Origin of the sequence: Halalkalibacter wakoensis JCM 9140, from assembly GCF_000513095.1 — a bacterium.
GTDB classification, from domain to species: domain Bacteria; phylum Bacillota; class Bacilli; order Bacillales; family Bacillaceae_D; genus Halalkalibacter; species Halalkalibacter wakoensis.
Genome location: NZ_BAUT01000023.1, coordinates 1 through 24,038, shown reverse-complemented (window position 1 = coordinate 24,038; position 24,038 = coordinate 1). Strand labels below are relative to the sequence as shown.

Annotated in this window: 24 protein-coding genes and 1 pseudogene; 10 read left to right on the top strand and 15 right to left on the bottom strand. The window is 39.6% G+C overall.

Going from position 1 to position 24,038, the window contains the following annotated elements; all coding sequences use genetic code 11:
- Nucleotides 1-126: 126 nt before the first annotated feature.
- Both JCM9140_RS10695 and rlmD read right to left on the bottom strand, forming a co-directional pair.
- Nucleotides 127-936 carry an alpha/beta fold hydrolase gene (locus JCM9140_RS10695; RefSeq protein ID WP_052002199.1) on the bottom strand — a complete coding sequence of 270 codons (810 nt, stop codon included), beginning with the start codon at nucleotides 934-936 and terminating at the stop codon, nucleotides 127-129.
- Nucleotides 933-2,327 carry a 23S rRNA (uracil(1939)-C(5))-methyltransferase RlmD gene (gene rlmD, locus JCM9140_RS10690; RefSeq protein ID WP_034746002.1) on the bottom strand — a complete coding sequence of 465 codons (1,395 nt, stop codon included), beginning with the start codon at nucleotides 2,325-2,327 and terminating at the stop codon, nucleotides 933-935. The genes JCM9140_RS10695 and rlmD overlap by 4 nt, the downstream gene beginning before the upstream one ends.
- 131 nt (nucleotides 2,328-2,458) lie before the next feature.
- Between rlmD and JCM9140_RS10685 the strand changes: the two genes are divergently transcribed.
- Nucleotides 2,459-2,821 (top strand): hypothetical protein, encoded by a 363-nt coding sequence (locus JCM9140_RS10685; protein ID WP_034745917.1) that lies wholly within the window; start codon nucleotides 2,459-2,461, stop codon nucleotides 2,819-2,821.
- A gap of 294 nt (nucleotides 2,822-3,115) precedes the next feature.
- Here JCM9140_RS10685 and pdaA read toward each other — a convergent pair whose 3' ends face one another.
- The 4 genes and pseudogenes from pdaA to JCM9140_RS10665 form a co-directional block, all read right to left on the bottom strand.
- Entirely contained in the window at nucleotides 3,116-3,916 is an 801-nt protein-coding gene (gene pdaA / locus JCM9140_RS10680; RefSeq protein ID WP_034745999.1) for a delta-lactam-biosynthetic de-N-acetylase, read from the bottom strand.
- 567 nt (nucleotides 3,917-4,483) lie between these two features.
- Nucleotides 4,484-6,027: pseudogene (locus JCM9140_RS10675) on the bottom strand (fumarate hydratase).
- A 382-nt stretch (nucleotides 6,028-6,409) separates the two neighbouring features.
- A complete protein-coding gene (locus JCM9140_RS10670) occupies nucleotides 6,410-7,051 on the bottom strand; it encodes a histidine phosphatase family protein (protein WP_034745914.1) in 642 nt (213 codons plus the stop codon).
- Nucleotides 7,052-7,065: 14 nt separating this feature from the next.
- Nucleotides 7,066-7,254 carry an SE1561 family protein gene (locus JCM9140_RS10665; protein WP_034745911.1) on the bottom strand — a complete coding sequence of 63 codons (189 nt, stop codon included), beginning with the start codon at nucleotides 7,252-7,254 and terminating at the stop codon, nucleotides 7,066-7,068.
- A gap of 176 nt (nucleotides 7,255-7,430) precedes the next feature.
- Between JCM9140_RS10665 and yfkAB the strand changes: the two genes are divergently transcribed.
- A complete protein-coding gene (yfkAB, locus tag JCM9140_RS10660) occupies nucleotides 7,431-8,534 on the top strand; it encodes a radical SAM/CxCxxxxC motif protein YfkAB (protein ID WP_034745996.1) in 1,104 nt (367 codons plus the stop codon).
- 66 nt (nucleotides 8,535-8,600) lie between these two features.
- Here yfkAB and JCM9140_RS10655 read toward each other — a convergent pair whose 3' ends face one another.
- Nucleotides 8,601-9,404 carry a YfkD famly protein gene (locus tag JCM9140_RS10655; RefSeq protein ID WP_034745908.1) on the bottom strand — a complete coding sequence of 268 codons (804 nt, stop codon included), beginning with the start codon at nucleotides 9,402-9,404 and terminating at the stop codon, nucleotides 8,601-8,603.
- Nucleotides 9,405-9,543: 139 nt separating this feature from the next.
- Here JCM9140_RS10655 and proC point away from each other — a divergent pair, with 139 nt between their 5' ends.
- Nucleotides 9,544-10,362: a pyrroline-5-carboxylate reductase gene (gene proC, locus JCM9140_RS10650; protein WP_034745905.1), complete on the top strand. Its 819-nt coding sequence runs from the start codon at nucleotides 9,544-9,546 to the stop codon at nucleotides 10,360-10,362.
- Between the two features lie 188 nt (nucleotides 10,363-10,550).
- Here the strand turns inward: proC and JCM9140_RS10645 are convergent, their stop codons facing one another.
- The 3 genes from JCM9140_RS10645 to JCM9140_RS10635 all read right to left on the bottom strand — a co-directional run bounded on the left by JCM9140_RS10645 (nucleotide 10,551) and on the right by JCM9140_RS10635 (nucleotide 13,263).
- Nucleotides 10,551-11,177: a YczE/YyaS/YitT family protein gene (locus JCM9140_RS10645; protein WP_034745902.1), complete on the bottom strand. Its 627-nt coding sequence runs from the start codon at nucleotides 11,175-11,177 to the stop codon at nucleotides 10,551-10,553.
- A gap of 22 nt (nucleotides 11,178-11,199) precedes the next feature.
- The gene (locus tag JCM9140_RS10640) at nucleotides 11,200-12,579 is read right to left on the bottom strand and encodes an MATE family efflux transporter (RefSeq protein WP_034745900.1); all 1,380 of its coding nucleotides are present in this window, start codon (nucleotides 12,577-12,579) and stop codon (nucleotides 11,200-11,202) included.
- Nucleotides 12,580-12,882: 303 nt separating this feature from the next.
- Nucleotides 12,883-13,263 (bottom strand): OsmC family protein, encoded by a 381-nt coding sequence (locus JCM9140_RS10635; RefSeq protein WP_034745897.1) that lies wholly within the window; start codon nucleotides 13,261-13,263, stop codon nucleotides 12,883-12,885.
- A gap of 149 nt (nucleotides 13,264-13,412) precedes the next feature.
- Between JCM9140_RS10635 and JCM9140_RS10630 the strand changes: the two genes are divergently transcribed.
- Complete coding sequence (locus JCM9140_RS10630) at nucleotides 13,413-14,585, top strand: MFS transporter (protein WP_034745894.1); 1,173 nt, start codon at nucleotides 13,413-13,415, stop codon at nucleotides 14,583-14,585.
- 288 nt (nucleotides 14,586-14,873) lie between these two features.
- Here JCM9140_RS10630 and JCM9140_RS10625 read toward each other — a convergent pair whose 3' ends face one another.
- From JCM9140_RS10625 to JCM9140_RS23700, 3 genes are all read right to left on the bottom strand, one after another.
- A complete protein-coding gene (locus JCM9140_RS10625) occupies nucleotides 14,874-15,215 on the bottom strand; it encodes a hypothetical protein (RefSeq protein ID WP_034745892.1) in 342 nt (113 codons plus the stop codon).
- Nucleotides 15,216-15,307: 92 nt separating this feature from the next.
- Nucleotides 15,308-16,267, bottom strand: coding sequence for an MBL fold metallo-hydrolase (locus JCM9140_RS10620; RefSeq protein WP_034745889.1), 960 nt, complete (start codon nucleotides 16,265-16,267; stop codon nucleotides 15,308-15,310).
- Nucleotides 16,268-16,345: 78 nt separating this feature from the next.
- Nucleotides 16,346-16,492 (bottom strand): hypothetical protein, encoded by a 147-nt coding sequence (locus tag JCM9140_RS23700; RefSeq protein ID WP_166485461.1) that lies wholly within the window; start codon nucleotides 16,490-16,492, stop codon nucleotides 16,346-16,348.
- Nucleotides 16,493-16,869: 377 nt separating this feature from the next.
- Between JCM9140_RS23700 and JCM9140_RS23150 the strand changes: the two genes are divergently transcribed.
- The 3 genes from JCM9140_RS23150 (at nucleotide 16,870) to JCM9140_RS10610 (ending at nucleotide 19,662) form a co-directional block, all read left to right on the top strand.
- Nucleotides 16,870-17,010, top strand: a complete 141-nt coding sequence (locus JCM9140_RS23150) for an FbpB family small basic protein (RefSeq protein ID WP_081727657.1) — start codon at nucleotides 16,870-16,872, stop codon at nucleotides 17,008-17,010.
- Nucleotides 17,011-17,280: 270 nt separating this feature from the next.
- On the top strand, nucleotides 17,281-18,612 hold the full coding sequence (locus tag JCM9140_RS10615) for a cytochrome ubiquinol oxidase subunit I (protein ID WP_034745887.1): 1,332 nt from the start codon (nucleotides 17,281-17,283) through the stop codon (nucleotides 18,610-18,612).
- A gap of 15 nt (nucleotides 18,613-18,627) precedes the next feature.
- Complete coding sequence (locus tag JCM9140_RS10610) at nucleotides 18,628-19,662, top strand: cytochrome d ubiquinol oxidase subunit II (RefSeq protein WP_034745885.1); 1,035 nt, start codon at nucleotides 18,628-18,630, stop codon at nucleotides 19,660-19,662.
- Nucleotides 19,663-19,984: 322 nt separating this feature from the next.
- Here JCM9140_RS10610 and JCM9140_RS10605 read toward each other — a convergent pair whose 3' ends face one another.
- On the bottom strand, nucleotides 19,985-21,766 hold the full coding sequence (locus JCM9140_RS10605) for a M3 family oligoendopeptidase (RefSeq protein ID WP_034745883.1): 1,782 nt from the start codon (nucleotides 21,764-21,766) through the stop codon (nucleotides 19,985-19,987).
- A 130-nt stretch (nucleotides 21,767-21,896) separates the two neighbouring features.
- Here JCM9140_RS10605 and JCM9140_RS10600 point away from each other — a divergent pair, with 130 nt between their 5' ends.
- Together JCM9140_RS10600 and JCM9140_RS10595 are read left to right on the top strand one after the other, a co-directional pair.
- Nucleotides 21,897-22,346: an Lrp/AsnC family transcriptional regulator gene (locus tag JCM9140_RS10600; protein ID WP_034745882.1), complete on the top strand. Its 450-nt coding sequence runs from the start codon at nucleotides 21,897-21,899 to the stop codon at nucleotides 22,344-22,346.
- A gap of 79 nt (nucleotides 22,347-22,425) precedes the next feature.
- Nucleotides 22,426-22,632: a zinc ribbon domain-containing protein gene (locus tag JCM9140_RS10595; protein ID WP_034745880.1), complete on the top strand. Its 207-nt coding sequence runs from the start codon at nucleotides 22,426-22,428 to the stop codon at nucleotides 22,630-22,632.
- Nucleotides 22,633-22,718: 86 nt separating this feature from the next.
- Here JCM9140_RS10595 and rnhA read toward each other — a convergent pair whose 3' ends face one another.
- Nucleotides 22,719-23,339, bottom strand: a complete 621-nt coding sequence (gene rnhA, locus JCM9140_RS10590; RefSeq protein ID WP_034745878.1) for a ribonuclease H — start codon at nucleotides 23,337-23,339, stop codon at nucleotides 22,719-22,721.
- 84 nt (nucleotides 23,340-23,423) lie between these two features.
- Here rnhA and JCM9140_RS24895 point away from each other — a divergent pair, with 84 nt between their 5' ends.
- Entirely contained in the window at nucleotides 23,424-23,558 is a 135-nt protein-coding gene (locus JCM9140_RS24895) for a hypothetical protein (protein WP_268870561.1), read from the top strand.
- The last annotated feature ends 480 nt before the right edge of the window (nucleotides 23,559-24,038 follow it).

The following is a 24,038-nucleotide window of genomic DNA, read 5'->3' as shown; positions in this document are numbered from 1 at the left end:
GTCCAATCACTCTTTTGGCTCATTCCTTTGTACCTTTTCTTTTTAAATAGGAAAGAATGAGGCGAAAAGTCAGGTCTCTCACATTTCTTTCTTCATTTAGTAATTGATGACTTCCTTCAGCTATTCTTATGATTTGGCTATTAGGTATATAGACTTCACCCTTTTTTCGCCGTAACCTACATTTACCGTACGATCCCCGCTTCCTTGAATCATTAAAAATCGAATATCCTCGTACGGTTGATTATTTTCTAATTGTAGCCAATTTCCCAAAGCCTTAAGCCAACTGACAGGTAGCATTTTTTCTTGTAACGGATCCTGTTTCGTAAAAGCTAAATACGCTTCATCTCCCGAATTTCGAGAGAAAACCCTTCGAAGATCTTTTAAAAACGGCCTCGTTATAAATAGTCCTATTTTCGACAGCCTCCACAAGTGCGGTCGAAACAACGGAGCAACTAATACCATTTTAGAAAAAGAAGCATCTTTGTTTTTCACTAATGTTAAAGCAATCGCTCCCCCTGTGCTATGAGCCACCAACAAGGGAGATACATCTTTAAAAAAGAAGTCAAATATCCCCTTTGCCGTATGAAAATACTCCTCAAAACTGTTAATGGTAAGGCGCTCTCCACTTGACAATCCATGTCCAGGTAAGTCATACACAATAACCTCATAGTGATTTTCGACCAACATTCGAATCGTTTTGTTTAGAGAACCAGCGTGGTCTAAATAGCCATGAAGTAAAAAGACCCTTTCCTTGCACACCGGTGGACGAAACTGCTGAACGAATAAATCAAATCCACTTGTTGTGATGTACCCATAGTCATGCAAACCTTCCTGAAAAGAAAGATCATAATACTGTCGGTACGTTTCCATATGTAACGATTTTTCCCCAAATGACAAACACTCTGAACGAATCTTGTCAATCGCGGTTTCAATCATTTCTCTCTCACTAGCTCCGTCACACTTTCAACTTGTGCGGTCCACGGAAACATATCTACTGGTTGGACAGATCGAACTTTGTATCCTTTCTTACAAAGACGATCCACATCTTTAGCCAATGTTGATGGATTACAAGATACGTAAACCATTTTTTTCGGCTTCACTTCCAATATCGTTTGCAACAGCATGTCATCACAACCTGTTCTAGGTGGGTCGACGACGACAACGTCCGGCTTCCATCCTTCTTTTTGCCAACGAGGCATTAATGTTTCTGCTTTCCCAACTTCGTAACGGACATGATGAAAATCATGAGCCTTGGCATTCGCTTTCGCATCCTCAATCGAAGCTTCAATCACATCCATTCCTCTTACTTCAGCTGCCTCACGAGCTAACCATAAGCCAATCGTTCCAACTCCACAGTACGCGTCGACTACTTTTTCTTTTCCCGTTAACGCAGCAGCCTTTTTGACCACATCGTAAAGTTTCACCGTTTGAACCGGATTCAACTGGAAGAACGCACGAGCTGATAACTCAAACGACAAGTCTCCTAGTTTTTCTTCAATTACTTCTTCCCCTGCTAAGTGAACCGTTTTTTCACCAAATATAAGAGATGTTTTCTGCCCATTTATATTTTGAATAATCGACGTCACCTCTGGCATTCTTTTTTTAATTTCAGCCACAATGGCTTCTTTCCTCGGTAGCTGTTCTTTTGTTGTAACAAGAACAATTTGAATTTGCCCTGTCGCAAATCCTACACGAGTTACAATCGTACGAACGTCTCCTGCATGCTTTCGTTCGTTGTATATCGATACATTCAAGTCTGCTAAAATTTGTTTGACGACTTCTGTTGCTTTGTTCGTGGCACTATGCTGAACCTTGCATTGAGTCAGATCAATAAGCTTATGCGAATTCATGGCATAAAGACCCGCGATGACTTCTTCTCCTCGTTTTCCAACCTGCAATTGACTTTTGTTGCGATAATCCCAAGGATCTTCCATTCCGATTGTGTCATGAATAGCTAATTTCTCAACATTTAGCTTCGTATGGCGTTCAAATGCTTGTCTAACAATATCTCGTTTCTCACGCAACGTTGCAGCGTAATTCATATGCTGCAATTGACAACCCCCACATTGATCGTAAACTGGACAAGGTGGAGCTATCCTTTCTTTCGATCGTTTTCGAATTTTCACAACCTTTGCTTCAGCAAAACGCGGATTAACCTTGGTTACTTCCGCCACTACTTCTTCATCAGGAAGAGCTCCCGGCACAAACACAACTTGCTTTTTAAAGTAGCCAACACCTTCTCCATTAATCCCCAATCGCTTAATCGTTAACGGAAATTGTTGTCCTCTTTTCATATCAATCGATTTATCTACTCGCTTTTGTTTCATCTGTTCACCCCGTTCTTTCATGCGACCCTTATTATAGCATGATCCCACATTTCTTCCTAAACTTACTAAGGCAAAATGAGAGTAACATCTGCTAAAATAGACTCAGAGATTTAAATAGAGGAGAGATTATATTGTCAATTCCTACAGATGTAGCGTCACTACAAATCATGGCTCATGTGTACAAACGTGAAAGCCTACAATCAATTTTTAATAAAACGGTTGAGAGCCTAGTGGAACAAGTCTTATACATTGATTGGGTCGGTATTTATATGTATGAGAATTTAGACCACAAATTGGTTGCAGCCTCTTCTTTTGAAGATGATATTAAATGGGAATGCAACGGAGAATTAAAATTCCCAATTAAAAATTCAATGGAAGAAGAAATTGGAATGATGGTTGTTCGTAGCCGTCAACCGATTGCTTTTGATGTAACAGATGTGAGTACATTAGAAACGATCGCAGCCGCAATTGGTCAGCAAAGTTTTGCAAATTAATAGGTAAGGTCAAGGTTGTCTAAAAGGATTTGCCCTATACTTCATTGGAGTGTAGAGAGCGAATTAGACAACCTTTTTTATTTATGGATGTTTTCGTAAAGATCACCGTAGTAATGTTATTCTCATAGTGAAATGGAGCGAAAGTCACTCGACTCCTGCGGGAAATAGAGGTAGGGTCGAGACCCCACAGGCGCAGCCGAGGAGGCTCGACACCTCCTTGCGGGTGCGAGTGGCTGTAGCGCAATGGAACGAACACGTTCAAAAAATATATAAGTAGTGGAACAGCCTTATTAATTAAAAGTCAAATGGTAAACCTTCTGTTTGCTTTTGGAACATTAAATCGTCTAAACTTTTGAATTCATACCCTTGTTCTCTTGCATCGTCAATGACTCTCGGCAATGCCTCGGCATTATCGCTAGAAACGGAGTGAATTAACATAATCGCTCCAGGATGGATACGCTTCATGATTTGATTATAAGCGTAGTCTCCACCTTTTTGCTTTTCCACTTCCCAATCTTTATACGCCATGGACCAAAATACATTTGTGTAGCCAAGCTTCTCTGACAGTACCAATGAACGCTCGCTAAATTGTCCTCTTGGTGGACGAAGATAGTGCATTTCCTTTACCCCTGTAAGCTCGGTAAACTTTTCTTTTACTTTATTTAATTCGTTTGTTAAGCGACCATCCCCTACTTCCGGCAAGCTAGGATGATGCCAAGAATGGTTTCCAACAATATGTCCTTCCTCCACCATTCTAACGATGAGATCTGATGCATCATTTAAATAATGCCCTGTCACGAAGAAAGCGGCAGGTACCTCCTTCTCTTTTAACACATCTAAGACTTTTTCCGTATATCCATTTTCGTACCCGTTATCAAAGGTTAAATATAATTCCTTTTTAGACGTGTCACCAATAAAAAAGCCGCCAGTCTTATCCAAGAGCTCTTGATAGTGCGGTTCTGTTCCTACTGGTTTATTATCCTTTTCAGGCTTGTAGTTCCAATTGTAAACTTTATTGCTATAGCCTTCGGCAAATATGGTGGAGCATCCAAACAAGACAGCAAAAATGAGTGTCATTAAGACGGTTCGTTTCATAAACATGTGTATCATTCTCCCTCATTTTTTTGTTAGTTTTATCACAGTTGAAATCCTTTATGTATGATTACCAATTCAAATAAAAAAATGCTAAAAAGTGAAAGAGTGGGTAAGATTAAACGGAGAAATTCCCCTTATTTTAGTAATGAGAACTGAAAATATAATAAATAGAGGTAAAAATTCCACCTATTGACTCAAAAAATATGAAATTGGACAATTTTTCTTTTTATAACTGGAAAAACTCCCCTTATATACCTCAGAATTAGCTCTATTCTGATTTTAACGGGAAAATTTCCACTTATTTTACGATAGCCATTAATTGCTTCATCATATAACAATAATGTTGTTACTTATGTAATTAACGGGAGCTGTTCAACAGAGTAAAAAAGCACAGATAGATGATAAATTCATTATCTGTGCTTTTTGTATGCTTATTATAGTGTTCACTTTTTAAAATTGGAGTGTTAAAAGTAATCCTATTTGTATGAACGTTTTACCTACCAATGCTAAACCCGTTAGAAAAAATTACTGCCTTTTCCCATTTTAAATCTTCATCAACCTTATCCGTTACTTAAAAACTGGCTCTTTAAATTGCGCCAACTTTTCCAGTGAGGATTGATCCACATCTGCATGCAAGCTATTGCCATGAGAATCCATTGTAACAATGGCAGCAAAGCCTTCTACTTCAAGATGCCACATTGCTTCTGGAATTCCAAAATCAAGTAAGTCTACCCCTTTTACTTTCTTAATACAGTCAGCGTAGTACTGGGCAGCTCCACCGATCGCATTCAAGTAGACACCACCGTGCTCCCCAAGTGCCTTCAATGTTTTTGGTCCCATTCCGCCTTTTCCGATAACAGCGCGGATCCCAAACTTCTTCATAATGTCCCCTTGATAAGGCTCTTCACGAATACTTGTTGTTGGGCCTGCAGCTTTCACGTGCCACTCCCCTTGATCGTCCTTCATCATTACAGGACCGCAGTGATAAATAACCTGTCCATTTAAATCAATCGGAGCATCATGGTCCATCAAGTGATGATGAATTGCGTCACGGCCTGTGTGCATCATTCCATTAATAATAACAACATCACCTACTTTAAGATCGCGAATTTGCTCCTCTGTAATAGGTGCTTCAAGTACAACTTCTCGTACTTCATTCTCACTGTCTTGCGATGCAGCGACTTCTTTTTCAATTTCATTTAAGTCAACTTTCTCTCCGTCCTTGTAAAGCCATTCTTGAATATCACCAGTTTCTTGATCTAAAACAACCCCTAAACGGCGATATGCCCAGCAGTTATAGGCAACAGAAACGAAGAAACTTGCCGGCAAACGGTGCATCGTGCCAATCTTACAGCCAAGTAACGTAGCTTCTCCACCGAAACCCATTGTTCCAATTCCAAGTTTATTGGCGTTTTCCATCACATACTCTTCAAGCTTACGAAGATCTTCATGTTCGTTCACATCATCAACCGTACGGAAAAGCTGTTCTTTTGCTAATGAGTAACTCGTTGTGCGGTCTCCTCCAATTCCAACCCCGATAAAACCAGCACTACAGCCTTGTCCCTGCGCTTGATACACAGAGTGCATAATGCATTTACGAATCCCGTCTAAATCACGGCCCGCACGTCCCAAACCTTCTAATTCAGTAGCAAGCTGTACTGCACATTTTTATTTTCACAGCCGCCACCTTTTAAAATCAAGCGCACATCGATAACGTCTTTTTCCCATTGTTCAAAATGAATAACAGGAGTGCCTTCTCCAAGGTTATTCCCTGAGTTTTTCCCTGTTAAAGAATCAACGGAGTTTGGACGGAGCTTCGTATCCTTTGTTGCTTTTTCAATAGCTGCATAGATGGATTTTTTCATTTCGATTTGATTGACACCAACTGGAACTTTAATTTCAAAAGTTGGCATCCCTGTATCTTGGCAAATTGGTGACACGTTCACATCAGCCATTCCGATGTTTTCTGTAATGGTAGAAAGAGATAACGCAGCGCGTGTCCCTGCATTTTCCTGAGCCTTTGCTTTTGCTATTGCACGACGGACATCATTTGGTAGATTTGTAGATGTTTCAACGATAAGCTGGTACATACTTTCTTCAAATTTCTTCATATCATCCATCTCCCTTATTATATAAAACTATAACCCATTCTATTATAATGCTAGTCCAAAAATTCCGAAAGTGTTAAGTGGAAGCGCGTTCACATTAAATCAAAATATGACTTCAAATCTCCGCTCCAAACATACCGTGTGAGACCCCGTAGGCGACAGTGTACTGCACCCGCGGAAAGCGAAGTGTCATTCCCCTGCGGCAGGTAGGCACTTTTTCAATGGCCTCGACTTCCTCCCAAAGGAGTCTACAGTATGTCCTACACTAATAGAGACGCCCCTATTTTCGCACCAAAAATTCCTTACCAAAAGTTAACATCAACAAAAAGAAAGTCCAAATGATGATTCTTAATTGACTCACCATTGGGACTTTCTTTTTTATAACTTATAGCAAACCCTTTTGACTCTTTTGTTCTTGTATCGGGGATAGATGTGACGTGTTATTCGTGTAGTGGATGATTGGTTTTGAATCATCTTTTGACCATTCAATATGCGTAATGCCCGTATTGTGAATCTGAAAAGGACGATGAAAACTATGCCACTGGCTCCCCGTGAGTAAGTACATGAGAAAAACACTAATAAAACCACCATGTGACACAATGGCAACATGGTCATTTCGATGAGCTAATAACATTTGGTTCACAACATGCTCACAGCGCTTCGTTAGCTCATCGTTTGTTTCCGTCCCTGCTACACCAGACGTAATGATCGACTTTTCCTTCGCTTCTGGATACTGTTCATAAATCTCAGAGCGTGTTAACCCCTGTAATGGTCCAAGATACACTTCTCGAACTTTATCCCACTTATGAACTGTGCAATTTTTCACCCGTCCAATTGCTTTGGCTGTATCATAAGCTCGAGTTAAGTCACTGCTATAAATATAATGAATTGGAAGATCGTGAAGAGATTGAGCAACAAGACCAACTTGCTCTCTTCCTAATTCAGATAAGGGATAATCATCCCAGCCTTGTATTTTCCCACTTACATTTCCCTCAGACTCACCATGTCGAATCAAGTACAAGTTCATAACGTATTAACTCCTTATTCAGACCAATCATGACGAAATTGCTTACATTTCACTTCAATATCATCAAGCATTGTAAGCAAACGATCGATATCCTCTACTCCTGCTTCTTCAGGATCAATTGAATCCAGTACCGTTAGGACCATATCAAATCGCTTTTGTAAATAATTCATTTGTTCTTTTTTATCATGTATAGCTCCACCCAATTATGTTCTCTCCTTTAAATTTAAAAATAACAGATTTAGCTGTGTAAAGTGTAACAGATTCTATCTTGCTACACAATGTAACCAAAGAGACTAGAAACTTTGCCTTTTGAAACAGGCATTTTTACGTTATGATTATGAAAGGAAATCAAAAAAGGAGTACGATCTTTGTGATTGAAATGTTCCCAAAAATTACGCCTTCTTATGATCCATGGGAAGCTTATGAAGATATTAAAGATTATGGTAAATTAACGTTATCGAATATTGAATTAACCACCACGACTTTATGCAACATGCGCTGTGAACACTGTGCAGTTGGGTATACACTAAATACAAAAGACCCAGAACCACTGCCTTTAGAATTATTAATAAAAAGGCTAGATGAAATCCCTGCTTTACGAGCTTTTAGCATAACGGGTGGTGAACCGATGCTATCAAAGCAATCTGTAGACGAATATGTTGTGCCTCTTTTAAAGTACGCTCATGAAAGAGGAGTTCGTACCCAAATCAACTCAAACCTCACACTTGACTTAAAACGATATGAAAAAATCATTCCTTATTTGGATGTTCTTCATATATCACATAATTATGGAAGTGTCGATGATTTTGCTGATATTGGATTTGCTGTTATGGAGCGCAAACCAACTTTTGATCAACGCGCCAAGCTCTTTCACAGGATGGTTGATAATGCAAAGGCACTAACAAGCCAAGGAGTAATTGTTTCAGCGGAAACGATGCTCAATAAACGCACCCTTCCACATCTTGATAAAATTCACAATCAAATTGTCGAAATGGGTTGTCAGCGTCATGAAGTTCACCCTATGTACCCGAGTGATTTCGCTAGCCAGCTGGAAGTGGCCTCTTTAGATGATATTCGTACTGGGATTCATCGACTTCTAGATGTAAGAGACGAAAACGTTTGGATGCTGTTCGGTACGCTGCCCTTTTATCCCTGTAATGAAAACGAAGAAGATCGCATGCTACAAAAACGTTTGTATTCGGCTAAAAACGTAACGGTTCGAAATGACCCAGATGGGAGATCTCGCCTAAATGTTAATATTTTTGATGGAAATATTATTGTAACTGACTTCGGGGATACACCTCCACTAGGCAACATTCAAACAACTACGTTACAAAGTGCTTACACAAAATGGTTAGAATCTGATTTAGCTCAATCTCTCAACTGTCATTGTCCATCTGTTAAGTGTTTAGGACCAAATGTCCTTGTGAAAGACGCTTATTATCAGGATGTTGATTTCACGAAACGTCAATCCAATTTGTAATAAATAGAAAAGGTACTGAAGAAATAAGCTATTTCTTATTCAGTACCTTTTTTTCTATCTTTTCCCTTATTTAGGTTGATCTGTTGCAACAAAGGAGAAGGAAAGATGATCTTGAACAGGAATCCATGCGCCGATTCCTTGCTGTGTGACATTTTTGACTTCTAACTTACGCTTTCCGCCTTTAAACGTCAAATACACTTCGCCATAGGTCACTTTCCCTTTTTCATTGGCAGCAGGTACAAAGCTATTTAAATACCCAACTTTCTTCGGTGCCACATTATATGGATTGCTTTTCTTCGTTCCCTGACCAATGACGGTCTCAAATGATAATGGTAGGTTCGTGTGCTCTGTCGCCTTAATCATCATCATTTTCTTTACAGCTTCACTATTAGGCATTTTAGCTGTTAACCCGCCATTCACTTTCTTTTGTTGCTCCTGAGTGTACGTTAATTTTTGTGGGGAGCGTCCTCCACGATTGTCTGCGTAATTTGTATTCACCTTTTGGTATTCCCAGTTTACCTCTGTACCCTCTGATTCATACGAAAGAGGCCATTCACCTAAATAAATTGAAGCTCGAAATCCTAGTGCCAACTTCGAATCGTTAATCGTTGATTCATTTAGAATACGAATCAAATCGGGATTCTCAATTGCTACATCGGCTGAATCAAGTAACTCTTCTGCTAATGAGCTTGGCTGCAAATAAGGCAAATCCTGTGTAGGGTTTGTGTACGTATTTTCTTTTGAAATCTTCACGACGGAATCGGGGATCTTAAACCCCTTTTCCTCTTTCTTCCCATCACCTTCTGCAAAGACATTCGCTGATGTTGCTAACAAAAAGATCGCAAGAAACGCTATTAGTACTCGTTTCATGTTCATACCTCCTTATTTCAATAGGGACATTTTTTTATAGTGTGATTCACGGAGATCATTATTATCCATCCCTACCGTAAGCTTTCATTTTTTGGTAATGTAATAAGAAATGACATTAGAAAGATTTTAAGGAGGAAAAATGAAACAAGAACATATTTTATTTATCGGTGCTGGGAGAATGGCTGAGGCGATTTTAGCTGGCATGGTTCAAACAGAACTAAATATGAAGATTACAGTATCAAATCAACAAGATACAAAGAGGTTACATCAGTTACAAAACCAATATGCAGTAGAGAGTACCGAAGATTGGAGACATACGGTAGAGCATGCAGATGTGATTTTACTCGCTTGCCCTCCATCTGAACATCCAAACGTCCTTACAAGTCTAAACCCTCTACTAACTGGATCTCAACTTGTGATGACTGTAGCGGCTGGTATAGGTCCTTCCGTTCTCGAATCTTCCCTGCCAGATGGTACAGCAACAGCTTGGCTCATGCCGAATACGTCAGCTGATGTTCAAAAATCAATGTCCATTTATTCATATGGTCAATATGTAACGAGTGAACAAAAGTTAATTTTCGAAAAAATCGTATCCTCCATCGGCCCTTCTGAAGAGTTATCTGAACAACAAGTCCATCAAATGACAGCAGTAACAGGGAGCGCACCAGCCTTTTTATATTATTTTGTCGAAGCATTAGAGGAGGCTGCAGCTTCATACGGCATTTCGAATGAACAAGCAAGAAAACTCGTGATAGAAATGGTAATAGGAAGTGCGGCTATGCTTGATAAACATCGAGATCCAGAAAAGCTCCGATATCAAGTAACTTCTCCAGGTGGAGCAACAGCTGCCGGCATTGAATCCCTACAAAAAGATGACTTTACAAACTCCTTAATCCGCGCTGTTCATGCAACAAATCACCGCGCGAAGGAGCTTGGTTCTTCTAAAAATCTGTTTTAAAGGTTGTTGGAAAAACATTATTCTCTCAGTGAAATGGAGCGTAAGACACTCGACTCTTGCGGGAAATAGAGGCTCGGCACCTCCCCGCGGAAAGCGAGTGGTTGCAGCGCAATGGAACGAACATGGAGGAAACAACAAAATTAACAAATATTCATAAGAAAAAAAGCTGATTCTGTCATATGACAAAATCAGCCTTTTTCATACTGAACGGTTTTCCAATTGATTCTTTTTTGCCACTGTGGAAAGAACAATTGAATTAAAGGGCCTATTAAAAATGTTACGAGCAAAGTCCCAATGCCAATTGGCCCCCCCACAAGGAATGCAGCTGTTAGAGCAGTCAATTCTCCAATTGTTTTAGCAACCATCAGCTTTACCCCTAGTACATCTCTTATAGCAAACATAAAACCATCAATTGGAATAAGGGCAAATTCTGCTTGCATATATAATGATGCTCCAAAAGCAAGAACAACGATCCCAAAAATCATCATCACAACCTGAAGGATCAATTCTTGTACGTAAAAAGTCGGAAACACAACTAATAACCAAAAATCAATAAAGATTCCAACAATGAAGATCGAAAGCAATGAAACCAGAACAGGCTTTGATTTTGTTAGTAACGCATTCACAATAATGAGGATCACACCTACAATGATGACCCAATTCCCAACGGAAAAAGGAGTGAGGTGAGCAAGACCAACATTTAATGCATCCCATGGCCCAGCTCCTAAGTTTGCCAATATCGTCAAAGCTACACCAAATGATACAATAATTAACCCAACTGAATAGCTAAGGGCTCGAATATAAAAAGCTTTCATTTTCAATAATCCTCATTTTCTATTAAGATTCATCTTTTTCAACTTTGTTCTCCGTGCTTTCACCAATATTTTCACTAATCTTTCGCCAATTTCCGAGGAAATAGTACCCAATTGCAAAAAAGCTGCTAATCACAAAACTTACTCCCATGCCTAGAGCAATTCCTCTTTCCCCAAACCAATAAGCAAAAATCGCTGTTAACGGATAACGCAAAATCCAAAATGATATGATGTTTAAAATTAAAATAGGAAACATTGCGCCTGCTGCTCTCGCAATTCCATTTAAGACAAAATTGATTCCTAAAAACGGGTAGAAAAACGCAATCGTCTTCACGTACATAGAACCAAATTGAACGGTTTCTTCATCCTGCACGAACATCCGAATCAAATACTCTGCTCCAATAAAGATCAATGTGCTAATTGTAAAGGAAACAACTATAATTAGAAAGATTGCCTTTTTTGCAATTTCATGTACTCTTTCCCAAAGTTTCGCTCCAATGTTTTGTCCTGCCATACTATTAACAGCAGAACCGAGCGTCATCGCAGGAAGCATAATTAAGCTATCAAGCCTTTGTGCAGCTCCAAATCCAGCAACAACCTCTTCGCCAAAACTCGTTACGACCGTCATAATTGCTAATATTCCAGCTGAGATAATCATCATGGATAACCCCGCAGGAAGACCCATTTTCAACAAAACAAGAAAATATCTCTTTTCTGGAAGAAACGGAATTTGAAACGGCACGCTCGCTCTGTAAATGGAGTACCATAACCCGTAGACGAAGGCCGTGCCTTGTGAAACAATTGTCGCAAAAGCAGCCCCTTCAATGCCCCAACCAAAAACATAAATAAACAATGGATCTAACACGATATTTAACAAAACAGCTATGACAATAAAACGAATTGGCGTTTTACTATCACCTAACGCTCGTAACACCGTTCCAATAAAGTTATATCCAAATAAAAATAAAATTCCGATAAAATTGATTTGTAAATACGATTGAGCCATTGGCAAAATATCATCTGGTGTTCCCATAAAACGAAGAATGGTTCCAGAAAATAGAAAGCCAAGCAAACCCAGAAAAATAGCTAAGCCTCCTAATACAAAAACAAATGCATTCAGTGAAGCTTTCAGTCCCTCTTCATCATTGGCCCCACGTCTTTGACTGATCACTGTTAAAGTAGCACTGTTCATTCCAATAATAAACGAAAGTGTCGTAAAAATGACCGTTGCTGAAATCGTAATGGCACCTAATGCACTCGGTCCTAACAAGTTCCCAACCCATAACGAATCAATAAACTGATAAGAGGCTTGAAGTAAATTAGTTAAGAAGATTGGCCATGAAAAAAGAATCATCTTTTTCATAATATGCCCATCTGTAAAATCAATTTGTTTTGATTGATCCATGAAAACCCCTCGATTCCAATCAAAGAAAAGAAACACCACTTACATACTTAGCGCGGTGTTGCGTTTATCATAATCTTAGTAATGAAAAACTGGCGCTTTCCAAGGTAGTTTTTAAGGGTTACATATCCCCCCATGTTCGTTCCATTGCGCTGCAGCCACTCGCTTTCCGCGGGGAGGTGCCGAGCCTCCTGAGGCTCACCGGGCACCCGCGGAACGCGAAGTGTCATTCCCCTGCGGCTGGTTACCCATTGACTTGTGTAGAAAAACTCCTGCATAAATAATTTCGTTTATGTCTTAGAACTTTTACGACAATTCAAATGTCTCAGTAATCTGAATAGAGTCTTTAACAGATTGGTAAATAGGACAATTTTTTCTTGTTAGTTCGAATATTTTTTCTAATTTTTCATTCGTCGTGTCGACTTGAACTAAGGTGAAATGAAGATGAATATGTGTTACTTCATTAGCTCCAGCCTCATTTCTTGTTACATCCGCTTTAATTTTTATATCATCGTAAGAAATTCGTTTCTTTTCTAAAATTTTTCTCAAAACACCGCCACTGCAAACGGCAACTGATGAAACAAGCAATTGATAGGGACGGAACCCGTAATCAGCATTTCCAGAAACCTCGAGTTGACCAAATTCAAGATTGGTCACGAAGCTATTTTCCTTCATTATGTATTCCATGAAAAAAACCTCCCCTTTATGATTCATATCTTCTTATTGTATCAGCCTCCTCTTCTGTCGTCATGTTCTTTCTCCTGACAACATATGGTCATCTTGAGTGAAAAAAGCTAAAATGGATAAATCGCATTATTTTTAAGTGAGGTTTTAGCATGAATCGTTTTCGCTTTTGGGTTTTAGTGAGCATTGTCGCCATAAGTGGTTTTAGTCAAGGAATGCTCCTCCCTCTTATTTCCGTAATATTTGAGCAAGACGGGGTCTCCGCCACCTTAAATGGCTTAAACGCAACTGCTTTGTATATTGGTATTTTAATTGTTTCTCCTTTTATGGAACCGCCACTTCGGAAGTTTGGTTACAAACCTGTTATTCTCATTGGTGGCTTAATAGTGATTGTCTCTTTAGCGCTTTTTCCTCTTTGGAAATCATTTTGGTTTTGGTTTTTCTTACGTTTATGTATTGGAATTGGGGACAACGCTCTTCATTTTGGAACACAAACATGGATTACCTCGACATCACCTGAAGAAAAAAGAGGACGAAACATTAGCATCTACGGCGTGTTCTTTGGTATTGGTTTTGCGATTGGACCTTTAATGACACCGTTAATTGCGATTAATGAAGCTCTTCCATTTATCATATCTGCGGGGCTTTGTTTGGTAGCCTGGGTGTTTCTCTTTGCTTTGCATAATGACTTTCCTGAACAAGCAGTTGAACTAACTTCATTTAGAGATACTGCTACTCGGTTTAAAAAAACGTTGCGCTATTGTTGGGTTGCTTTATTACCTGCGTTAGGGTACGGCTTTTTAGAAGCTTCTCTAAATGGAAGTTTCCCTGTTTATGGGTTACGAATTGGGCTTGATGTAACGAGTGTCTCTATTTTATTGGTGAGTTTCGCAATTGGTGGGATTGTCTTTCAATTGCCTCTTGGCATAATGAGTGATACTTATGGAAGAAAGCGTATTTTGAGCTTTATTTTAGCTTCAGGTAGTTTCACTTTTTTGATGGCATCGTTCGTTGAGCAATCTGTTGTTGCACTCTCTATTTGTTTATTCATTGCAGGAATGCTAGTCGGCTCTACATTTTCACTAGGTATCAGTTATATGACAGATTTAACTCCAAAGTCTCTCCTTCCCACTGGGAATATTCTTTGTGGAATAGCCTTTAGTCTCGGGAGTTTGTTAGGACCCTATTTAGGAGGAATGTTTATACAAAACGTGAGTGGAATCAGTTTCTTCTTCATCATAAGCACGATGCTCTTTCTCGTTTTTGTTTTTGTACGCTTTTCGAAAGGCTCTTTTCGCAAAGATATAAAATTGGAACTAAAGTAAAATGGAGCGGTTCTTGAGGGGAGTGAAGACATGTTACTCAGATCACAAATAATAGGAGTAAACCCATGTACTCCTACGGGACCAGTGACCCACGTGTGAGACCCCGCAGGCGACAGCCGAGGTGGCTCACCGGGCACCCGTGGAAAGCGGAGTGTCATCTCCCTGCGGCTGGTTACCCGTTGACTTTTGTTAGGAAATTCCTGTTTTTCTGCAAACTAGGGTACTAAAAAGGAAAATCCCTTCTAGTACCCTTCTTTTTTGACCGACCCTTTTTCATATCTATGTAGATTACTGCTTCAAACTTTTCAAGTCCTCAGCTGCGTCTTTTGTTGCTTTTACAATTTCTTCGGAGCTCTCTCGTAAATGGGAAGCTGTTTCACCAATCGTTTTAATATCTCGAGAAATATCTCGGACAACAGAAGATACTTCACTAGCTGTCGTTCTGACTTGATCTACTATTTGTTCACGGTTATCCCTAATAAACTGAACGGCATTTTCTGTTCCTTCTCTCATTTGTCGTAATTCCGCTAGCATTTTTTCTCGCCACTCTTTTTTGACTAAAACAATCGAAAGCGCAATAACAACAAAGATCCAAATCAATTTGAACGAACTCTTTTTTTTCTGCTCCATCTTGCTCCTCCTCTTTTTTGTCTTATAGTTATTTTACCAAGAATAGGGGCAAAAAGGAAAGAAACCGACAATGTTAATTTATGAGTGAATACTCATTCAATAAAATACAACGTATACTCGTCTATCTCTTTTGTTTTTACTTGATTATACTCTAGTAATAAATCCAAATGTCCTATCGTTTCAGATATCGTCAAGTCTGGTTGCATTCTGTGTTTTTCCTGGAACAACTCATATGCAATTTGGTTCGCATTCATTTTTCTAAAAGAAAGAATCTCTAGAATCGCTTCCGCTCTCTTCGTATGCTTTAAAAGCCTTTGTTCTACTAGTGAATCCACGTCTTTTATCATCTCACCATGTCCTGGCATCAAAACAGAAATCTCTAAATCTCTTACTTTCCTTAATGAATCTCGATATTGAAGCAACGTTTTGGGTCTCTCTTCTCCCTCCATAGGTGCTTCTAACAAAGCGTTTGAAGAAACGGAAGCTAATAAAACATCGGCCCCTAACGCCAGACGATCTTCTTCTCTCATGATCATAATATGATTCTGAGCGTGACCGGGAACTTCATGAACGATCCAGCCTGGTAATCCCGGAACATTGTCACCTTCTTTTACAATGATGTCTAAGGATCGACGTTCCGTATAATTTAGATACGAGTGACTCGCAGATTCAATCTTTTTCATTAGCTCTGGAGGTACACCATTTTTCACATAAAAGCTCTTTAAATAATCTGTGTATTGTTGAAAAAACAACTCATTCTTTTCAAGCCATGGGCGCAATTTTTCATGACCAATTGTTTTAGCTCGTTTGAATTTATTTGTCAGCCCAATATGGTCAGGATGATGGTGAGATAAGATGATTTGATCAATATCATCTAGCTTATATCCTATACTAGCTAATTGCCGTTCCAGTTCATGCATCCCTTTTTTAGTGAGAGGACCTGAATCAAATAACGTCACTAACTCCCCGCAAATTAAATAAACATGTACTGGGCCAACAGGAAATGGCGTTGGAATGGTTAGTTGATAAATAGGTTCTGCTGCTATATTCATTTTTTCCCAATCCTTCCTTTTTCATTTCAAAAAAAAAGAGTTCGTCTATAATCCTTTAATAGACACTCTCTTTTAAAACTAATTGTAAGCTTGAGTTAACAAATCATCTGTATCTAACTTTTCAAATCCACTTTGACTAGATTTTTTTAGTTCATTTAATTCACTAGCTAAACGTTCTAGCTTCTTTTCCATTTCTTCAATCATCTTTTTCTCCGAAACTGTCATATGCCTTCTCTCTCCCTTTTTAAGTTGATTGAGCAGTCGCTCACTTTTTATCTATAAAAAAACCAACTACCTTTTCTAATGTTAAAAATATTCTAACAATAATCCTCTTACTTGTAAACCACTTTTTTAAATCTTTTTAACTTTTGCTACAATTCCCTAGTTATTCACATACTTATCCACATATTTGTGTATAAGTATTCTTTTGTTGTGAGTAACTCTTCTTTTCTTGTGCATAACTAACAGGCCAACGCAATTCATTCGACAACATGTAACAGATTTCGTTTTTATCGAAAAATTGTCACAATTCTCTTTATTATTTCACAACTTTGCTGTTATACTCAAAGGAGCAGGAAAATACTATAATAGGTGGGGTTATCATGAGAAGACAATCCACATCATTTGAAGAGTTAGTTTTAGAGAACAAAAAACAATTGTTAAATGATCCAGAAGCATTAGCAAAAATTGAAGAACGAATTGATGAACGAACGTCAAGCAATCAAGAAAAAGATACTAAATAAAAAAAAGAGCGAGTTTCCTTTTTATTAGGGAACTCGCTCTTTTTAGGTTGTTTTCCTTCTTTTATTATTTTTATAGGTTAAGTGGATGAACATATCGTTCCTTAGCTCTCCAGCCATTTCACTTGCAATACTATCTCCTCTAGCACCAATCTTTATTAAACATACATAATAAATCATTTCTTTAATTGGAAAATAAAACGAATAGAACCAAATTATTAACGCACAGTAATAGCGTAATTAGAATTCACCAAATTTGAAAGGAAGAACAAGATGGATAATGTTATGCTCGCACGAATGATGTTCGGGACATCAATCGCTTTTCACATCATATTCGCGACTTTAGGGGTAGGTATAACCCTCATGATCTTACTAGCAGAAATTATGCGGATTGTACGCAAAGATGAAGATTACGGAACTCTTGCAAAACGTTGGACAAAGGGTGTCGCGATTTTGCTTGGTGTGGCGATTCCATCAGGAACGATCGTAGCTGTTATGTTAAGTCTCTTGTGGCCAGGGTTTATGGAAATCGTCGGACAAGTCATTGCTCTTCCCTTCCAAGTTGAGATCTTTGCCTTCTTTTTAGAAGCCTTGTTTCTATCGATCTATATTTATGCTGCTGACCGCCTCTCCCCAACTATGAGAATTGTAAGTGTTTTTTTTGTCGCATTAGGTGCAACAGCATCAGCTGTGTTAATTACAAATGCTCATGCTTGGATGAACACCCCTCGAGGGTTCGAATTAGTAAACGGGCAAGTTACCAATGTCAATCCCCTAGCAGCCATCAATAATCCTAGTTTCTATGTTACTTCTTTACATGTTGTTTATAGTGCCTATATGACTGGTGCTTTTGTTCTTGCGGCCGTTGCAGCGTATAACCTTTTCCGCGGTGGATTAACGGACCGAGAAGTAGCTTATCACCGTAAAGGCCTTTCTCTTTCTCTAGCGGTAGGACTCATCATGTCGGTTGTTACGATGAACAATGGTCATGATACAGCGATTATGCTTCATGAGCATATTCCAGTTAAGCTTGCAGCTGCTGAAGGGCTGTTTGTAACTCAGTCCAATGCGCCACTTGCGATTATGGGAACGCCTGATCCTGAAGCCGGTCGTGTTGTTGGAGGGATTGAAATTCCTGGAATGCTAAGCTGGCTAGCTACCGGTTCAACAGATGGTGTCGTTCGTGGTTTGTATGATTACCCACGTGATGAGTGGCCTCCTTTATTTGTTCATACGTTATTTAATGTGATGGTTGGCATTGGTTCAGCCCTTCTCGGTTTAGCGGTTATTTATTGGGGACTGACCTTTTTACGTAGAAAAACAAACAAGCCCTATCCAAAGTGGCTTCTTGCCGGACTTGTAGCCTCTGGACCATTAGCGGTGATTGGCATCGAAACAGGCTGGATCTTTAGCTGTACAGGTAGGCAGCCATGGACCATTTACGGAATTCAGCGTACAGGAGAAGCGGCTACGACCTCCGGCAATTTAGGGATGTTATTCGTTTTGTTTGTATCCCTTTATGTTATCTTGCTCGTCCTTACTGCACTTGTTATGCATTATTACTTTAACCGTAACCCTGTTTCAAAAGAACTACAAACGATGTAAAAGAGGAGATTGTTTATGGAAGATGTTTATATTGCGATCATCATACTTTGGGTATTTCTCTTTATGTATGCTATTGCAGGTTCAATTGACTTTGGCGCCGGATTTTGGGCTATGTATTATCGCAAACGAACCGACACGAAAGCCGCTTCAATAGCAAATCGGTATTTATCTCCATCATGGGAAGTAACGAATGTATTTTTAGTTCTTCTGGTTGTCGCATTAGTTAGTTTCTTCCCTGGAGCTGCTGCAACGTTAGGAACATTGATGATCGTCCCTTTTTGCTTAGTTTTGTTTTTTTTAACGATACGAAGTGCGTTTATGGTTTACTCTTATTCCGTTCAAAAATATACAAACATGCTCGTGATCATATCAGGAGTTACCGGTCTACTTATTCCTGCGTTGCTCATTAGTATTTTGCCGGCTGCAATTGGAGGATTTGTTGAGGTCGTTGGGGACAGGCAGTATATTTTACTTGACCAATTATTCACGAGTCCTACTTTTTATACTCACCTAGGATTCGGTCTAAGTACGGAGCTGTTTTTGTCCTCGTTATTGTTAAGTGACTATGCAAAAGAAGCTGGATCCAGAGAAACATACCATGTATACCGACGTAATGCGATTATTTTAGGTCCGATTACTCTTTCTTTTGCTGTAGGGGCGATTTTAACCTTGATTCCAGAGGCATTTTGGATGTTTGAAAACATGGCCAATGAGTGGTTATGGTTCACACTTTCTCTACTCGCTTTTTCTATCGGTTATAGTGCCCTTTGGTGGCCTGCCAAAAAGTTTGACGTAGGTCGTCCAAGAATCGCTGTCTTGCTAATTGCCTTGCAGTTTGGTCTTGCTAGCTTCGCCTATGGCTCGGCCCACATGCCTTATTTTCTATACCCGGATGTAACGATTTATGATGCTTTCACAAATGAAACTATGTTTCACTTGCTTTTAATTGGTTATGGGATTGGAATGGCGATCCTTATTCCTGTATTCATCTGGTTTTGGCGCTTATTTATGAAAGACAAACGATACTTACGCCAGGATACCTCTCATTAAGAACGATGCCAAAAGGTCACATGTTCCTTTTGGCATCTTTTTTGTGAAAAGACTGTTTTCTGGGACTTATTTTTTTATGGTTACCTTTTTTTTACACTTACCTTGCAGAAAACAAGAATTTTCTTCATAGGTTAGTGGGTAACCAGCCGCAGGGGAATGACACTCCGCTTTCCGCGGGTGCCCAGTGAGCCTCCCTCGACTGTCGCCTTCGGGGTCTCACGCGTGGGGCACTGGTCCTGCAGGTGTCGAGGCTTCCGCTCCATTTCACTCTGAGCATAGCACCTGTTCAACACTCTTCACACAACAGCCTTTTAAAACAACCTTATGATTTAGTTAATTCCATAAACGTATCCACATCTTTTAAAATGACGTCTATCGCTTCTTGCCAAAACGATTTGCTAGTTAAGTCAACGTTTAGATGCTTCTTCGCTAAGTCTTCAACAGTCATACTAGCCGTATCTTGCAATAAAGCAATATAATCGTCTTCAAATGAGCTGCCTGTTTCCATTGCTTTTTTATAAATTCCTAAGCTAAATAAAAAGCCGAATGTGTATGGGAAGTTATAAAACGGAACACCTGTTATATGGAAATGAAGCTTTGATGCCCAAAAGGTTGGGGAGTATGTGGCTAATTGTCCGCCGTACGCTTCTTTCTGAGCTTCTTCCATTAATGTGTTTAATTGAGTAACCGGTACAAATCCTTCTTTTCTCGCCTCATAAAATCTCGTCTCAAATAGAAATCTCGCATGGATGTTCATAAAGAATGCTAAAGACCTTGAAATTTTATTTTCTAATAACGATAATGTAGCCTCTTCTGTTGGAGCCTCCTTCACTAGTGCATCAGCAATTATATTTTCAGCAAAGGTAGAAGCCGTTTCAGCGACGTTCATGGCGTAACGTTGTGCGAGTGGCGCCATATCCTTTAAACAATGACTATGATACGCATGCCCCAACTCATGGGCGAGTGTAGCGACATTAGCCATGGTCCCGTCGTACGTCATAAATATCCGTGACTCTTTTGATAAAGGAAATGTCGTACAAAATCCTCCTGGCCGTTTTCCTGCTCGATCCTCAGCCTCAACCCAGCCATCTCTAAGTGCTCCTTCTGTAAAAGCAGCCAATTTCGGGCTAATTTGTTTAAAATGCTTAATGATTAACTCACAAGCTTCTGAATACGGAATGTTTGTATCCCCTTCAACAGGAAGAGGAGCATGCACATCATGCATAGCCAACTTCTTAACACCTAACAATTCTGCTTTTCTAGCCATAAATTCATAAAAACGAGGTTTATTGTCTGTAATCGTCTCCCACATTGCCGTCAATGTTGTCTCTTGCATACGATTAATTGCTAGTGGTTCCTTTAACACCTGATCCCAGCCTCTTGCCTTGTATAATTGCAAGCGAAATCCCGCTAAATGGTTCAACGTCGAGGCAAACAAATCCGTTTCCTTTTCCCACGCTCTTTCTGAAGCTATTTCTGCTCTTTCTCTCACGGATCGGTCCGAGCTATTTAAGCGGTTTTGCAATTGACCTGCTGATAGTGGCTTTTCTACTCCCTTTTCTTCAAATGGAATTTGCATTCGTCCGACCGCTTCGTTATACACTTTCCCCCATGCATGATATCCATCTATCTCTAGCTTCGCCGCAAGTTTTTCTTCATTAGGTGATAGCTTTTCTGTTGCTTGAAAGCGACGTTCTTTTAGATGGAAGAGAACACTTTTTAAAGCTGGCCTTTTACTAAATTCATTCCATTGTTCCTCAGTAAGCTCTACTAAAAAGTCTTCAATCTTGCCCCATATCATTTGAATCTTGGTCGATTGTTCTGTCATTTTTCCTAGCCAAAGCGACGCCTCTTTGTCTTTCACATTTTGTGCAGTTAAACAACTAACAAAGGCACTCGATTGCCTGTTTCTTTGCATTTGTATCTGAATACGATGTATGTAATCCTCTAACTGGTCAAAAGATGCTTCCTCACCTATTGCTTCATTAAGTTCGTCTATCTGTCTATCATTTCCAATAACAAACTCTTTAAATTCCTTTGATTCTGATCCTCCTCTAAAGATTGAATCTAAATCCCAAACTTCCGGATAGTTCACTTGCGCCATCTCCTCTTTACTTCAGCTTCTATCATACTAGTTTACCAAAAAAATGCTGTACGATTGCTTGACTCTATTGTTTTTCCCGCATTCGTTTTCATTTATAATAAATGTAACTATAGATGAAGGTGTGAATAACATGAAATTAGATGCGACCGACAAGCGGATATTAGAACTTTTAACCGATAATGGACGGATGTCTTACGTTGATATCGCCAAAGAACTTGGCTTGTCACGAGTAGCCATCCGAGAAAGAATTAATCAGTTAATGGAAGAAGAAGTGATCGAAAAATTTAGTGTCGTGATTAATTCAGATAAAGTCGGCAAAAAAGTTTCTGCCTTTTTTGAAGTGGATTGCGAGCCAACTTCTCTCGTCTCTGTTGCTGAAACGTTAGCTGAAAATCCAAATGTCTCAAGCTGCTACCAAATGACTGGCCCAAGCACGTTACATATGCATGTTCTCGTTGAAGATTTTGATCAATTGGAACATTTTATTAATGTTGAGCTTTATGCGTTAAAAGGCATTACCCGAGTAGAAAGCCACATCTTACTAAGACGCTTCAAAAGCCGCAGTGGCATGAAATTGTAAGATTACGCAAACAATGGCTCTCAATCTGAAACTTTTTCCCTTTTAATACGTTATATGTTAGAAAAAGGGAGGAATAGACATGCAAAAACGCGGTTGTATAAAATGCGGTCATACCGAAGCCAAAACGAAAGAAATCGCAACAACAGGAACAGGTTTATCTAAAATGTTTGATATTCAGCATAACAAATTTCGCGTTGTTTATTGTACAAATTGCGGTTACTCAGAGTTTTACAATAGTCAAACGTCCACTGCATCAAATGTAATTGATTTCTTTTTCGGCAGTTAGTCCATTAACAAAAAACAAAAACGGTCCCCGATCGTTTCTCACAATCGGGGACCGTTTACTACTATAAGATTTAACTTCTCACCCTGTTACTTACGGCCATAATCCGCCTTAATCTCTCCCCATTTTTCTGTGTGCCATTTCTTAATGGGATTTTGGTAGTCATTTGTTTGCAGCCATTTCTCAGCTCGGTCCATCAATGACCAAATATAAGCTGTTTGCTCGTTTCGAACTAACGTCGATTTCGCTTTCTTTTGTTTGACCCATTTAATCGCTGTCATCGAATCCGAGTAAATCGTTTTGGAACTACCTTGTTCTTTTAAGTAAGCCAAACCATGAACGATTGCCAAGAATTCGCCCATATTATTTGTTCCAATATGGATTTCATCATGAGCAAATAAAATTTCCCCTGTTTTCGTATCAACCCCTTTGTATTCAACAACTCCAGGATTTCCTCGACATCCTACATCAACCGAAACACTATCCCAATCGACTTCCTCCGTAATTTCCTTATGTACCGGCTTTCCCTTTGGTTGGCGTGAATGGGTGCTGCCATTTCCTGAATAGGCTGCTTCCGCTTCTTCTTTTGTAGGGAAGGATTTAAATCTTGCTCCTGTAAAACCTTTTACTTGCGCTTCGCACTCTGCCCAAGTTAAGTAAATCCCAGGTTTTCTTCCTTTCCAGACAACGTAATATTTCTTTTTTGCCACCGTGACACCTACTCTTTGAATAGAATTTTGATCTAAAGAAATAGTAACAATGATACTACATTAAAACAATAGGAGGCTGTCCACATGGATAAACGAAACAGACAAAAAGGAAAAGCACTAACCAATAACCAAACACCAAAAGAAAATCTTCTGAACGAAGATGTTGCGAGCGAAATGATCGATAACGGTTCGAATCGAGCAAACGATAAGAAGAAATAATACGGTCGAGACCCCACAGGTGCAGCCTAGGAGGTCACTGAAAAAGTGCCTAACCGCCGCAAGGGAATGACACTCCGCTTTCCGCGGGTGCCCGGTGAGCCTCCTCGGCTGCCGCCTGCGGGGTCTCACACGTGGGTCACTGCTCCCGCAGGAGTCTCCGTGTCATTCCCCTGCTAATATCAGCTCTTCATACTATCAAGATCCAACTCATTATAAGCATTGGAAAGGATAAAAGAACTTTTTCAGTGGCCTCAAAAAGAGGCTCGACACCTCTTTGCGGGTGCGAGTGGCTGCAGCGTAATGGAACGATCACCTTTTTTCCACCTAGTCCATAAAAACAAGCAAGGCTATTTCCCCATAAAGTCTGTCGCTGTCTGACGAAGGTTTTCCTCTAAGTGAAATGAAGCGGAAACCACTCGACTCCTGCGGGAAGTAGAGGTAAGGTCGAGACCCCACAGGCGCAGCCGAGGAGGCTCGACA